Origin of the sequence: Pleionea sediminis, assembly GCF_007570825.1 — a bacterium.
Taxonomy (GTDB): domain Bacteria; phylum Pseudomonadota; class Gammaproteobacteria; order Enterobacterales; family Kangiellaceae; genus Pleionea; species Pleionea sediminis.
Map to the genome: position 1 here is coordinate 759,507 of NZ_SUNB01000002.1, position 15,337 is coordinate 774,843.

The window sequence follows — 15,337 nt, forward strand, 5'->3', positions numbered from 1 at the left end:
ACGACAAAACGAACTCTTCTTACTACACTGGGGTTTAAATATAGTGCAATCTCAGCAATAATACACCTCTAAACGTCCAGACGTCCACAATCAATTAGTCAAAAAAGGCATATTGGTCACTTATGATTAATCAGCGCAAAAATAGCTTACTCTCTGCTCTTTCTGAGCGAATTCTGGTTCTCGATGGCGCCATGGGAACAATGATTCAACGTCATAAACTAAAAGAAAACGACTATCGAGGAGAACGATTTGCCGACTGGCCCAGTGATTTAAAGGGCAACAACGACCTCCTCTCACTAACGCAGCCAGAGCTAATTAAAGATATTCATCGACAATATTTAAGTGCCGGTGCCGATATTATTGAAACCAACACTTTCAATTGCAATGCTGCTTCCATGTCCGATTACAACATGGAGTCTCTCGTTGAAGAGTTAAACTTCGAAGCGGCGCAACTAGCACGTTCAGTTGCCGACGAGTTTACCGACAAAACTCGATATGTTGCTGGAGTACTCGGCCCGACCAATAAAACAGCCAGCATATCACCGGATGTTAACCGCCCTGATTTCCGTAACATCCACTTTGATGAGTTAAAAGAAGACTATCTTAATGCGGCCCGAGCGCTAGTGAAAGGCGGTGCCGATATCCTTTTGATTGAAACGATTTTTGATACACTCAATGCCAAGGCTTGTGCGTTTGCTGTCGCCGAATTGTTTGAAGAATTAGGCGAAGAAATTCCTGTAATGATTTCTGGCACAATCACCGATGCATCCGGCAGAACACTCACCGGGCAAACCACGGCCGCGTTTTATAATTCATTACGCCACCTAAAACCAATGTCTTTTGGTTTGAACTGTGCTCTGGGAGCAAAACAATTACGCACCTACGTCAAAGAGCTTAATAACATTTGTGAATGCTATGTCAGTGCACATCCCAATGCCGGTTTACCCAATGAGTTTGGCGAATATGACGAATCTCCCGAATCAATGGCAAAAGACATTGGCGAATGGGCCGACTCTGGATTTTTAAATATTGTCGGCGGCTGTTGCGGAACCACACCTGAACACATCAAAGCCATAGCCGAAGAAATTGCCACAAAAGAACATCGGACAATACCAAACATAAATAAAGCAATGCGTCTGTCTGGACTCGAACCTTTGACCATTACCGAGGAATCCTTGTTCGTTAATATCGGTGAACGCACCAACGTCACAGGCTCAGCAAAATTTTTACGCTTGATAAAAGAAGACGACTATGAAACCGCTCTTGAGGTCGCACAACAGCAAGTCGACAATGGCGCCCAAATGATCGATGTCAATATGGATGAAGGCATGTTGGATTCGGTTGAAGCGATTGAACGTTTTCTTAAACTGATTGCTTCAGAACCAGACATCAGTCGGGTTCCAGTCGTATTAGATTCTTCAAAGTGGGAAGTCATTGAAGCCGGTTTAAAATGTATTCAAGGTAAAGGTGTCGTCAATTCTATTTCATTAAAGGAAGGTGAAGAGCAGTTTATTAAACAAGCGAAACTATGTTTGCGATATGGCGCTGCAGTCATCGTTATGGCGTTTGATGAAGATGGTCAAGCAGATTCGTTTAAAAGAAAAACAGAAATTTGCCAACGCGCTTACAAAATTTTAACGGAAACTGTCTGTTTTCCTGCGGAAGATATTATTTTCGATCCAAATATTTTCGCCGTTGCGACTGGTATCGAAGAGCATAATCGTTATGGTCTCGATTTCATCGAGACTTGTCAGTGGATTAAACAAAATTTGCCTCATGCCCTCATTAGTGGTGGCGTATCTAACTTATCATTCTCTTTTCGTGGTAATAACCCTGTGCGAGAAGCAATGCATGCCGTGTTTCTTTATCACGCGATTAAAAAGGGTATGGACATGGGCATTGTCAATGCAGGCCAATTAGCCGTGTATTCTGACATTCCCGAAAACCTAAAAGAAGCCTGTGAAGATGTCGTACTCAACCGTCATCCAGATGCGACGGAGAATTTAATAAATTTAGCAGAAAGCTTTCGCGGCGATAACAAAGAGAAAGAAAAAGAACAGCAAGAATGGCGCTCCTGGCCCGTCGAAAAGAGATTGGAGCATGCTTTAGTTAAGGGTCTTACGGAATTTGTCGAAGAAGACGTTGAAGAAGCGCGTAAGAAAGCCGAAAAGCCATTGCATGTCATTGAAGGTCCGTTAATGGACGGTATGAATGTGGTCGGTGATTTATTTGGTTCAGGTAAAATGTTTTTACCGCAAGTTGTCAAATCTGCTCGCGTCATGAAAAAAGCGGTTGCCTACTTATTACCTTTTATGGAGAAAGATAAATCAAAATCCAGCTCTGCTGGAAAAGTATTACTGGCAACCGTTAAAGGTGATGTTCATGACATTGGAAAAAATATCGTTGGCGTCGTATTACAATGTAATGGATACGAAGTGATTGATCTTGGTGTTATGGTACCACCAGAAAAAATTCTTGAAACAGCACAAGAAGAGCAATGCGATATTGTCGGATTGTCCGGACTCATTACACCCTCCTTAGATGAAATGGTGCATCTGGCTTCGGAAATGGAACGGCTCGAATTTAAACAACCATTGTTGATAGGCGGAGCTACAACTTCGAGCATTCACACAGCTGTTAAAATTGATCCAAACTACCAAAATGCTGTTATACATGTTCAAGATGCTTCGCGTGTTGTTAATGTTGCTTCAAAACTCATTTCAAAAGAACATCGCGATGCTTATATAAAAGAGATGAAAAAAACTTATCAGGAAAAGCGTGAACAACGAGCCCAAAAAGATGAGTCGCGCAATCTAGTGGATTATCCAAATGCATTAAATAACCGCTTTACATGCGACTGGAGCGCCTTAGAGATTACCCGCCCCAAACAACTTGGTTCGCAAATATTGGATAATTATCCGCTTGAGAAATTAGTCGAACGTATCGACTGGACTCCTTTCTTTCGATCGTGGGAACTTGGCGGACGATATCCACAAATATTAGACGACAAAAAAATTGGTACTGAAGCTCGAAAACTATTTGATGATGCGCAAACCATGCTTAAGTCAATTGTCGACGAAAAATGGTTAACCGCAAAAGCAGTCTTTGGCTTTTATCCTGCGCAATCGGAAAATGATGATGTTATTTTGTATGATGAAAACAGTACCGAAAAAGAAAAAACACGTCTTCACTTTATACGACAACAACTGAAACGGCGTGATGACGTTGCGAACTTAAGTTTAGCGGATTATATTGCCCCTACATCAAGTAAGAGAATCGATTATATTGGTGCGTTTGCAGTTACTGCGGGTATTGGAATTGAAGCCCATTTAGAGCGCTTTGAAAAAGATCACGACGATTACTCATCCATACTTTTAAAAGCACTGGCCGATCGATTGGCTGAAGCATTCGCAGAAAAATTGCATGAACTGACTCGAAAAGAGTTTTGGGGTTATGCGCCCGACGAAGACTTATCAAACGATGAGTTAATTGCAGAGAAATACCAAGGAATTCGACCAGCGCCAGGATATCCTGCCTGCCCCGACCACACCGAAAAAGCCACCTTATGGGAATTGCTAAAAGTAAGAGAAGCGATTGGTTTACAGCTAACGGAAAGCTTTGCAATGTATCCGACAGCGGCAGTATCCGGTTGGTATTTTTCTCATCCTGAGTCACGATACTTTGGTACTGGAAAAATAAAAGAAGATCAACTCGTTGATTATGCTAAACGAAAAAATATGAGTATCAAAGACGCCAAGCGTTGGCTTTCCCCGGTCATTGCCAATAAATAAAATACAAGGGCTTTGCCTTTAACGGCAAAGCCCTTATAAAATTAATCGACTTTCTACTTTCACTCAGCCAAATTACCTGTTTAGAATTATTTCCTTTCAATACTTAGTACTAATCACTTTACACAAAGTTTCATATACTCGAAATTTTTTATCAAGCGTACGCTATACAACCTTACTCTCTTTATTTCAAAATTTAATATTTTTGTACTTATGTAGTCACTAGTGCAAAAAAATGGCATTACTTCTTGAATAAATAATAAACATTCTCATACTAGATTGTTGAGTTGGCCAGCTCTTATAAAAAATAAAGACAAATAAAATAAAAGACAGGAGCAGATAATGAGTAAAGAATTATCAAAGCGATCTCCTTTTACGTATTTATTAACGTCAACCGCCGTGTGCGCTTCGTTAATGATGTCCAACGTAAATGCAGATACTCAAACAGAAAAAAGCTTTTCACCATCCTTTCCTAATGAACAAGAACTCGTTGTTAAATTCAAATCAAGTAATGGAAGTTTAAAAACTCAGGATATAACTTCTCGCTTGCAACAATTTAACATTCAAAATAATTCATCTTTAACCATCCGACGTTCTTTAGCGTCTGGAGCACAACTCATTCATTTCAAAAATAAGCAAGAAAAAGACGCGCTTATTGCAAAACTAGAAAGTCGTGATGATGTTGAATATGCAGTTCCAAACTACCGACTGTACACAATGAAAACTCCCGACGACAGTCGTTACAACGAACAGTGGCATTACTTTGAAAGTGCCGGCGGTATCAATGCTCCTGCTGCCTGGGATATCAACGAAGGTAATGGCGCCGTTGTCGCTGTCATTGATACCGGTTACCGCCCACACGTCGATTTAGTCGATAACATTATTGGCGGTTATGATTTTATCTCTGATCCAGAAACCGCGCGCGATGGTGATGGTCGTGACAGTGATGCCAGTGATGAAGGCGATTGGTGGGGCTGGTTCGAGTGTCCCGGTATTTTTCTTCCACAACCAAGTAGTTGGCACGGTACTCACGTTGCCGGAACTATTGCTGCGGTTTCCAACAATGGAATCGGTGTCGCTGGTGTCGCACCTAAAGCAAAGGTTGTTCCAATTCGAGCATTAGGTAAATGCGGTGGAACACTAGCCGATATACAAGACAGTATCCTTTGGGCTGCTGGTATTTCAGTTTCTGGAACAACTACCAATGAATTCCCTGCTGATGTCATTAACATGTCACTGGGCGGTGGAGCTGCGTGTGATGCAGCAATGCAAGACGTGATCAATCAAGCCACGGCAGCAGGCTCTCTCGTTGTTGCTGCATCAGGTAACAGTAATGCAGACGCTTCAGGTTTTGTTCCTGCCAGCTGTGACAATGTGTTAACGGTTTCTGCGACTAATCGCAGTGGTGGAAGAGCAAACTACTCTAATTTCGGTGATGTCGTTGAAGTTTCAGCTCCTGGCGGCACTGGTTTAGGAGGCGATGCCGTATTATCAACTTTAAATACTGGAGCAGAAGGTCCGGAAGAAGATACGTATCGTGGTTATCAAGGTACTTCTATGTCGGCACCTCACGCTTCTGGTGTCGCGGCGTTACTTTTCTCTAAAAATCCTTCGGCCACTCCAGCTGAAGTTATTGACGCAATTGTGAGTTCAGCAAGAGCATTCCCTGCAACCTGTAATGGATGCGGCTCAGGCATCATTGACGCGTTCGCTGCATTAGAAGCGATTGGTGGTGGCACTACTAACCAGCCTCCTTCAGCTGATTTCTCATACTCTGTCAGTGGCTTAAGCGTTAGCTTCACTGATGGAAGCTCTGACAGTGATGGTAATGTTTCAAGCTGGAGCTGGGACTTCGGTGACGGCAATTCTTCCAGCGATGAAAACCCATCACACACTTACGCCTCAGCGGGAAGTTATACAGTAACGCTAACGGTTGAAGATGATGACGGTGCAACCGATCGTATTGCACAATCGGTTACTGTTGAAGACAACACTCCAGACAACCAGGCACCATCGGCAGACTTCACCTCATCAGCAAGAGATCTGAGCGTCCAGTTCCAAGATCAAAGTGATGACAGAGATGGCAACGTTGTTGGATGGGCGTGGGATTTTGGTGATGGAAATACTTCATCCGATCAAAACCCAGTTCATGACTACGCCAATGCCGGTACTTACACTGTGACTCTTACCGTTACCGATGACGACGGAGCAACAAACTCAACTTCTCAACAAATTGAAGTCACAGAAGCACCAGCGGGTGATCTTTCACTCGATGCGAGTGTTAGTTCGTTCTGGTTTATCCATACGATAAACCTCTCTTGGAGCGGCGCGGATAATGTTGATCAAGTTGATATCTATCGCAATGGAACTCTATTAGCAACAACTGCTAACGATGGAGCTTGGTCAGAAAGACGTTTCTTCGGTGGCAGCGGAACTTACTCTGTTTGCGAAGCAGGAACTCAATCTTGCTCCAACGAAGTTACCGTTAATTATTAATTCACTTCAACCAAAGTCCTTGCGCTTTTCTTAGCGCAAGGACATCAAAAATATCAAAATCACCTTTTGTGATGCACTTCATTATTTTAAACTTTAATCGAAAAATTTTTCTTTATCACCAAGCGCATTTATTTCAATTTAAAACTTAAACAATGCACTTTCTCTGTTACAAAAAAAATCATTAAAGTGTAAAAACCTAATAAAACACGATGTTTATAGGACAATTCTAAGACCATCTATTAACTCGCAATATTTTTACAAGAATTTTTTAATGAACAATAAATAAAACATTGGTACAACTAATTAAAAACCCACATCGCACAAACAGAAAAAACAAAAATTAAAGTTAGATTTTTTTTTATTTTCTGCATCATCATTTTATTTATTTCATTCATCAATAATGATGCATTTTTGCAACAAATATCGCGCAATGACTATAGCTTTTGCTTGCATAAATGTATCTCATTTACATACTTAATCACTTGAGTTGGCCAACTCTTTCACTCTTCAATCACAATACGGAGCAGATAATGTTAAAAAAATTATCAATTATGTCTCCCATTTCGTCATGGTTAACGTCCACTGCACTTTGTGCTTCGTTAATGCTGTCCAACGTAAATGCGGAAAATCAATCTGATCAATCAGAAGCGCCAACTTTAAGTAACCAACATGAACTGGTTGTAAAATTTAAGGCAAACAATCGCATCTTGATAGCAACGGAAGTATCAAGTTTATTAACACAGTTTAATGAACGCCACGGCTCTCAATTATCAATACAAAGAACATTAGGAACCGGTGCACAATTAATTCGGTTGGAATCATTAGACGAAAAGCAATCCATTATTGATCAATTAAAAAACCGTTCGGATGTTGAATACGTTGTTCCAAATTATCGTTTGTACCCTCTCGCAACACCGAACGACAGTCGCTATGGCGAACAATGGCAATATCACGAATCTAGTGGTGGTATTAATGCGCCTGCCGCTTGGGATATTAACAAAGGCGATGGCGCCGTTGTTGCTGTAATCGACACCGGATATCGTCCGCATGTTGATTTAATGGATAACCTACTCGAAGGCTACGACTTCATTTCTAATGCAAACACGGCTCGCGATGGTGATGGACGCGACGCCGACGCAAGTGATGAAGGCGATTGGTTTGGAATATTTGAGTGCCCAGGCGCGCCTTTTAATTCTATGAATAGCAGCTGGCACGGAACACATGTCGCCGGAACCATTGCCGCTTTAGGAAATAACTCGGAAGGTGTTACTGGTATTGCGCCAGGCGCGAAAGTTGTTCCTGTTCGTGTTCTCGGAAAATGCGGTGGAACATTGGCTGATATTCAAGATGGAATGCTTTGGGCTGCGGGTATTTCAGTCGACGGCGTTCCCGACAATCGCAACCCAGCAAAAGTCATGAACTTATCACTTGGTGGTGGTGCCGCTTGTGACGCCGCCATGCAAGATGTGGTCAACCAAGTTACTGCCGCAGGTACGTTAGTGGTCGCCGCAGCGGGCAATAGTAATGCCGATGCATCACGTTTTACGCCAGCGGGTTGCGATAATGTATTAACCATTGCTTCAACCAATCGCAACGGCGGAAAAGCCAGTTATTCGAACTACGGCGATGTTGTTGAAGTTGCTGCACCGGGAGGAGAAACGTCGGGCGGAATAGAAAATGGTATTCTCTCAACGTTAAATACCGGTACAGAAAGACCCGCCGACGACAGTTATAACTTTTACCAAGGCACGTCAATGGCTGCACCTCACGCTGCTGGAGTCTCTGCACTTTTATTCGCACAAAAACCTTCCGCTACTCCGGCTGAAGTCACACAAATTTTAATCGAAACCGCACGCGAGTTTCCATCAAGTTGCGATCAATGTGGAGCCGGAATCATCGATGCACATGCGGCACTTAGCACTTTAGATGATCATGACAATCAAGCGCCAACAGCCAGCTTCTTTGGTGATATTAATGGCCTTACTGTCAGCTTGTTTGATGACAGCTCCGATGCCGACGGCACGATCGTTAGCTGGGACTGGGACTTTGGTGATGGCAGCACTTCGACAGAACAAGATCCGATACATGTTTACCCTTCTGCCGGAAATTACTTAATTACATTAGTTGTTACCGATGATGACGGTGCGACGGGTAGCTTTTCAGTCGAAGTAGAAATTTTTGGCGGCGACGATGACAACACTCCACCCGAAGCTGACTTTAGTTTCTTCACCGATGAATTAACGGTTGAGTTCGAAGACAACAGTGGCGACCGCGATGGCGAAATTGTTGAGTGGGCTTGGAGCTTTGGTGATGGCGGAACGTCAACCGAACAAGATCCAACTTACACTTACAGCGAAGGCGGTACATTTACTGTCACCTTAACCGTTACAGACGACTTTGGTGCTTCAACGTCTATTTCTCGAGATGTCACCGTCGAAGGTCCGCCAGTGAACGACCTGGTATTGGATGCTTCCGTTACATCTTTTTTCTTTATTCACTTTATCGACTTAACCTGGACAGGTGCCGATGAGGTAGCACAAGTGGATATCTATCGTAATGGAACATTAAGAACCACCACCGGAAATGACGGTGCCTGGTTTGAGTTCCGTTTCTTCTTTGGCTCAGACACCTATCAAGTTTGCGCGGCAGGAACTGACATTTGTTCTAATGAAGTTACGGTTAATTATTAACAAAAACGATTTTATAAATAGTTAAATCATCAAACTCCCTTTTGCCTGCGCTAAGCCGCAGGCTTTTTTTACCCGCCCCGCAATACACTCAAGCCTTGGTATCAATCGCTTAGCTCTCCTCGTATATCTCCGCTGAAAGCTCGAAAAATAACCTTGACACCCTTATACTGTATGGCATACAGTATAACACATACACTGTATACCACACAGTATAAATGAAAAGCTATGTCAGACAATAAACATTACCCAAAATTGAAGAACGAGCTGCGTCGTGGCGTGCTTATTCTGGCTGTATTGTCGGAGTTACGCGTTGAGCACTATGGCTACTCACTTCGAAAAAGTTTGCTTAACAAAGGGTTAGAGATTGACGAAGGCACTCTTTATCCTCTGGTTCGCAGGCTCGAAACTCAATCACTACTCACCAGTGAGTGGCGTGAAGAAGCCAATCGGAAAAAGCGGTTTTATCGATTATCCGACAATGGAAAATCGACATTGGAACAACTCATCAAGGACTGGAAAGACGTTGAAGATGCCTTGAATAAAATTATTGAATAAGGAGTCCACATGACACTCATTGAAAATTACCTCGAGCATTTAAAAAGTTATCTACCCGATAATCTAAAGCAAGAAGTGTCCGATGAATTAGAGTCGGTACTTATGGATAAAAAAGAGGAGCAAGAAGATCGCGCTAACCGCCCTTTAACCAATGATGAAGAAGCACAACTTCTTAAAGAATTGGGGCATCCCATGCAGGTTGCATCGAGTTACTTACCCAACCAAGAGCTAATCGGACAGGAATATTTTCCCGCTTTTAAAGAAACGCTAAAAACTTCCTTAATCATTGTCTTTGTCGCAACATTCTTACTAAATTTGTCGAGCATTCTTGACAATGTCAATGTCATACAAGCAGCGATAACCGTTGTTTTCAGTACCCTTGAAACAGGGCTATTTGTCTTTGCCGTATTAACAATTATTTTCTATTTAATTCAGCAAACTCCAAAGTCGAAATCGTTTTTGTACGAATGGAGCCCACAAGAGCTTCCCAATACCAGTCAAAAACTGAAAATCAGTCGCGTCGATTCATTAATAGAACTTGCAGTATATGGGTTTTTCTTTGTTTTGTGGCTAAGCTTCTTTCACCAACCGATTGAGCTAGGAATCAAGGGTAGTAACTTACCTGTTCAACTTAGTCCGGAGTGGAGTCTTGTTTATTGGCCAATTTGCTTTGTCTTTGTCACAAGTCTATTTGTTAGCATACACAAGTTCATAAAAGCAAGTTGGCATAAAGTCAACTTAATTGTTGATATTATCGCGAGCATCGTCGCCCTAATAACTGTTGCTGCCATTATTCAATTTGAATCTTTTATTATTTTTGATCACTCAATAATTCAAACGAGTGAAGCTCAACAGCTTTTAAAAATAGCAAACTCAACGGTTTACTCAATTGCCGCGGTTATCGCTTTAATTTGCGTTTGGGATATTGTGAGGCATATTTCCAGACTTAAAAAGAAATAACCAAAGTCTACTCAAAGACATTTATATAAATATGATTTTATTAGTACGATAAGACGCGATAGTTTTTAAGTCTTATCGTACTAATAAAAAATATAAAATATAAAATATAAAATATAAAATATAAAAGCTGTAATTATTACACTTATAAAATGGTATTTTTATATATTAATTTATTACTCAATAAGAATTCGGTTATAAAAAAGTCGCTTTGCCGAAATTTCTATATAACAAAGCAACTCAATGGACATACATAAAACTAAAACAAAGAATTTAAATACAATATATTTTCTCTCTATCCACCTCCTTTCTTTTCAAATTACCAACACTTTAAATCTCAATCAACAACACCAAATAACAAAACAATATGAAGATAATTCGCTGACTAAAAACAACGTGCGTTCAACTATTAATTACTTATAACAGCTAATCACAAAAAAAATAAAGTGTTAAAAATAACAAATAAAATTATTTGCCATATTTCAAGAAATCCAGATAGCATTAATTGAGATACCTCAAAAGTATCTTGGAGTTACTGAATAAAAAAACAAAATAAATTCAGTGATAAATAAAATTTAAAATTAGGGGTTAATAATTTGAAAGATAATAAATACACTTTCAGACACTCTCTTTCTGCACTTGCAGTTTCCTTAGCCTTAGGCACCGCAACTTTACCAAGTTACTCAGCCGATGCTTCCAGTGGAGGAATCTATGGAACAGCAATGTCAAAGAGTGAAGTTTCGATTAAGAATAAAAAAACAGGATTTACAAGAACAGTAACCGCAAATGTTCAAGGAGAATTTCGATTTGGTAATTTACCGGTTGGTCAATACGAAATCACATCTGGAGGTCAAACAAAAACAATCATTGTTTCGGTCGGATCCAATACAAGAGCAAATTTAAAAGAGGAAAATTTGCTGACTGTTATTGGAGGACAGGTCTCCGCAATTGACACAACCTCAGTTGAGTCGACCACTGTTTTTACTCAGGATCAAATTCAATCAATGCCTATTGCACGTAGTCCGATTAATGTGGCACTACTTGCTCCTGGCACAGTAAAAGGAGATTCCGGCTTTGGTAATTTAGCTTCTTTCGGAGGCGCATCGGTTGCTGAAAATGGATACTTCATCAATGGTTTTGACGTAACAAACATTAGAAATTTTGTTTCCTTTGCAGACTTACCTTTTGATGCGGTTGAACAACAACAAATTAAAACGGGGGGATTTGGCGCTGAATACGGACGCTCTCTTGGTGGCGTTATAAACATAGTCACTAAAAGCGGATCCAATGAATGGGAGTTTGGTGGAGCGGCTTATTTTGAACCAAACGGTTTAAGAGAACGAGGTACCGATGTCGTTACCCAGGCTCCAATTACCAGTTCAAATATTTACTCGTCTTATCGATCGGCTAATACGCGTGAATCATTGTCCTACAATTTTTCTGCTGGCGGACCAATCATAGAAGATAAATTATTCTTCTATGGTATGTACGAAGGTCGTAGCATTCACGCCGATAGTTATGGACCCGACTCGAGTCAAGATTACATCAATAAATCACCGATGTATTTAGCAAAAATTGATTGGAATATTTCAGACGATCATTTACTCGAATATACCTACATCTTTAATGAAAATGATGATGAGTATATTTCATTCAGTAACCCTGTTGGTCAAAACTATACTGGTCGTCATGGTAATCTAGGTGATAAGTATAAAGTACGTAGTGGCGGTGACGTAAATATTGCGCGTTATACTGGATTTTTGACAGATGATCTAACCATAGCTGCACTGTACGGAAAACTGACAGCTCTCGATGGTGCAAGAGATTCGTTACCAGGATCAGACTGCCCATTGGTTTTTGAGAGGCTAACTAATCCTTCAAGGTCTACCGCGATTGGTTGTTGGAATTCTGCAGCAGAGCAATATTATGTTCCTGATGCAACAGTAGGTCCCGATAAAGATCAACGCGAATCGATTCGTTTAGGAGCAGAATTTGTTTATGGCGATCACTTAATTCGATTTGGCTACGACCAAGAAGAATTTAGATCGTCTCATCAAGGACAAACCTATACTGGCGGAGAATACTGGAGGTGGCATCGAGGAACTGGTGGCACCGTCAATGGCGAAGTTGTCGCCGAAGGAGACATCTACGTTCGTCATGTACTCAGAAACAGCCTTTCTTCGGAATATTTAGTAGAGAATACGGCCTATTACATTGAAGATAGCTGGCAGTTTAATCCGGACTTAATGCTCTATTTGGGAATACGTGCAGAGGGTTTTGCAAACTACAACGGAAATGGTGATAAATTTGTCGATGTAGATAACCAAATTGCACCTCGATTAGGTTTTAGTTGGGATATGAATGGAGATGGATCATCAAAACTGTATGGAACTCTTGGACGTTACTATATTCCAGTTGCATCGAATACCAATATCCGGGCGTCGGGAGCCGAAAGAACTATTGAAGAATATTTTTTAGCTGATCTTGCGGATCAAGACCCTACGACTGGTGCGCCAACACAATTAGGAGCTCAATTAGGAGGGCAAAATGTGAATGGCTCCTTAATTTCACCGGATCCTAGAACAATTGCTGCAACAAACTTATCTCCGATGTATCAGGATGAATTAATACTCGGATACCAAACCAAAATTGCAGATTGGTCTGTCGGAGTTCGTTATATAAACCGAGAAGTAAAAGATGGTATGGATGATTTATGTTCTCATCAACCCTTTGTAAACTGGGCCTCAGATAACGGTTACACCAACTTTGATCCAGATTCGATGGCAAGCTGTATGTTAATGAACCCAGGCAACAACTTCGGTATTGCCTTAGACTTAGAGAATAACGGCGAGTACACGGAAGTAACTATTCCCAATGAATACTTCAGCATTGGAGAATTTCAAATGGACAAATACAAGCGTCGATATGATGCCTTCGAAGTTTACTGGGAAAAACCAATGGCAGATGGTTGGTTTTTACAAGGCTCGTATACTCACGCGAAAAGTCGAGGGAACATTGAAGGCTATGTTAACTCAGGTCTCGAGCAAGCTGATGCAGGCTTAACTCAAGATTTAGATAACGTATTATTCCAGGCTGGGGCATATGGACCATTACCCAATGACCGTGAACATACAGTCAAATTGTTTGGTGTTAAAGAAATGAGTGACGAGTTATCTTTATCAGGTAATTTTCTAGCACAATCGGGCAGACCAATCAGTTGCTTAGGATATCTTCCTTTAGATACCTACCAAACTGAACTAGGTGTTGATGCTGAAAGTTTCTCTAGTTATGGAGCTTCATCATTCTTTTGTCAAGGCCAACTCGGAAACCGAGGTGACTACGGTAGAACACCATGGATCTTTAATTTTGACTTGGGTGTTTCTTACCAACCTAAGTGGGCAGACAATTTAACCATGAAGATGGATATTTTTAATCTCTTCAATCGTCAACAAGTTACTGAGTACAGTGAAACAGGTGAAATAGGTAGCGCAGCTGCCCCAGAAGCCAACCCGGACTTTTTGAATGCGGTTAACTTTCAACAACCTCGTTCTGTTCGATTTTCTGTACGATATAACTTTTAACCACACAAGAGTTCAGCTTATGCTGGACTCTTTATCATTCCTTCTTAGACGAGTTTCCATTCCTTTTAAAAAATTAATTTTACTATTACGTTTCTAACTTTAAAATTAAGATTCTATTAATCTTCTCGCGACTGATAGTTTTGCTCTTCAAATCGTGGAGAGCAAATCGCATGAAATAGTAAATCATCTGTTCCTGTGTTAGTTATTCGCTGCCAATGTTGCTCTGGAATAATAACCACATCGCCCGCTTTAACTTTAGAAGAAGATAAACCATCCACTTCAACCAGGCCCTCGCCGCACAAAATAATATAGCGCTCTACCGTATTATTTAACCGGTGCCATTGCGTGGTAACGCCTGGGCTAACTCTGGCTTGTGCGACCGATACATCGGGATCTGCCTCAGAGTTAGAAAGCTCGTTTATATAGCAACCTTCTTTAAAGTAATATTCGCGAGACTGCTCAAACTTTATAATCGTTGCCAAAGTCATAGTAAAATTTCCAAAGGTGAATATTTAAAAAAAGTTAATCAGCTTCAAACGAGTATAAACCATCTTTTACCGAAACATTCGGTGGTCGCTTATGGTTTTCAAACCAGTCGTAGCCCTCTTTGAGATTTGACCAAAAGGAATACCATCGATGATCTTTATAATCTATTAATTTCTCTTCGGACAAACGAAATGGAAAAATATGAACTCGAAAAAAACGCTGACCATTTTTCACGGCATGATTAGCCAGCGTATAAATTTCATTAATTTGCGGATCAGTCATGGCATAACAACCAATCGAGACACACTGTCCATGAATCATCAAGGCACTGCCCGTGCGACCATGATGGCGATCGTAAGCGTTTGGAAATCCAATATTGAAAGACAAATGAAATTTGCTCCAAGGATTAAACCGAGACGCATTCACCCAGTAGAAACCTTCGGGACTCTGAAAATCACCCTCTTGAAGCTTGGGGCCCAAATCACCAGAAAATGCGCATATTTTATAGTCTTTAAATAATCGAAACTTACCCGACTCATCCTCTACCCAAACCTCAAGTATTGCTGGCTTTTTAAATACCCGAAGATAAACGGGTGCTCCTAAAGTCAGATTTTTATTGGCTAATGCCTTCTCCAATACCGGTGTCATGGCCGCTATCGCATGGGTCGAACGCGCACTTGTCGGAATATCGTTATTTGATTGACTGAGAGCCAAGTTAACAAAGCCACTCAATAAACAAGAAAGTAACCATTTCATCCATTCAATTTCCTTAGGGTGTTACCTT

At 41.0% G+C, this 15,337-nt stretch carries 8 protein-coding genes; 6 read left to right on the forward strand and 2 right to left on the reverse strand.

The genetic code is table 11. The features are described 5' to 3' along the window. Positions 1-122 precede the first annotated feature (122 nt). The 6 genes from metH to FAX86_RS13210 all read left to right on the forward strand — a co-directional run bounded on the left by metH (position 123) and on the right by FAX86_RS13210 (position 14,067). Positions 123-3,791 carry a methionine synthase gene (metH, locus tag FAX86_RS13185; protein ID WP_144393876.1) on the forward strand — a complete coding sequence of 1,223 codons (3,669 nt, stop codon included), beginning with the start codon at positions 123-125 and terminating at the stop codon, positions 3,789-3,791. 339 nt (positions 3,792-4,130) lie between these two features. Next, positions 4,131-6,284, forward strand: a complete 2,154-nt coding sequence (locus tag FAX86_RS13190) for a S8 family serine peptidase (protein ID WP_144393877.1) — start codon at positions 4,131-4,133, stop codon at positions 6,282-6,284. Between the two features lie 530 nt (positions 6,285-6,814). Then, a complete protein-coding gene (locus tag FAX86_RS13195; RefSeq protein ID WP_164503572.1) occupies positions 6,815-8,974 on the forward strand; it encodes a S8 family serine peptidase in 2,160 nt (719 codons plus the stop codon). A gap of 225 nt (positions 8,975-9,199) precedes the next feature. Continuing rightward, complete coding sequence (locus FAX86_RS13200) at positions 9,200-9,529, forward strand: PadR family transcriptional regulator (RefSeq protein ID WP_144393879.1); 330 nt, start codon at positions 9,200-9,202, stop codon at positions 9,527-9,529. Between the two features lie 9 nt (positions 9,530-9,538). Continuing rightward, positions 9,539-10,489: an HAAS signaling domain-containing protein gene (locus FAX86_RS13205; RefSeq protein ID WP_144393880.1), complete on the forward strand. Its 951-nt coding sequence runs from the start codon at positions 9,539-9,541 to the stop codon at positions 10,487-10,489. Positions 10,490-11,082: 593 nt separating this feature from the next. After that, on the forward strand, positions 11,083-14,067 hold the full coding sequence (locus FAX86_RS13210; protein WP_144393881.1) for a TonB-dependent receptor: 2,985 nt from the start codon (positions 11,083-11,085) through the stop codon (positions 14,065-14,067). A gap of 116 nt (positions 14,068-14,183) precedes the next feature. Here the strand turns inward: FAX86_RS13210 and FAX86_RS13215 are convergent, their stop codons facing one another. Further along, the gene (locus FAX86_RS13215; RefSeq protein WP_144393882.1) at positions 14,184-14,555 is read right to left on the reverse strand and encodes a cupin domain-containing protein; all 372 of its coding nucleotides are present in this window, start codon (positions 14,553-14,555) and stop codon (positions 14,184-14,186) included. A gap of 34 nt (positions 14,556-14,589) precedes the next feature. Beyond that, entirely contained in the window at positions 14,590-15,309 is a 720-nt protein-coding gene (locus tag FAX86_RS13220) for a L,D-transpeptidase family protein (RefSeq protein WP_164503573.1), read from the reverse strand. Positions 15,310-15,337: the final 28 nt, after the last annotated feature.

Coding starts and splice junctions, on each gene's coding strand:
- metH (WP_144393876.1), top strand. CDS start 123: ATGATTAATCAGCGCAAAAATAGCTTACTCTCTGCTCTTTCTGAGCGA.
- FAX86_RS13190 (WP_144393877.1), top strand. CDS start 4,131: ATGAGTAAAGAATTATCAAAGCGATCTCCTTTTACGTATTTATTAACG.
- FAX86_RS13195 (WP_164503572.1), top strand. CDS start 6,815: ATGTTAAAAAAATTATCAATTATGTCTCCCATTTCGTCATGGTTAACG.
- FAX86_RS13200 (WP_144393879.1), top strand. CDS start 9,200: ATGTCAGACAATAAACATTACCCAAAATTGAAGAACGAGCTGCGTCGT.
- FAX86_RS13205 (WP_144393880.1), top strand. CDS start 9,539: ATGACACTCATTGAAAATTACCTCGAGCATTTAAAAAGTTATCTACCC.
- FAX86_RS13215 (WP_144393882.1), bottom strand. CDS start 14,555: ATGACTTTGGCAACGATTATAAAGTTTGAGCAGTCTCGCGAATATTAC.
- FAX86_RS13220 (WP_164503573.1), bottom strand. CDS start 15,309: ATGAAATGGTTACTTTCTTGTTTATTGAGTGGCTTTGTTAACTTGGCT.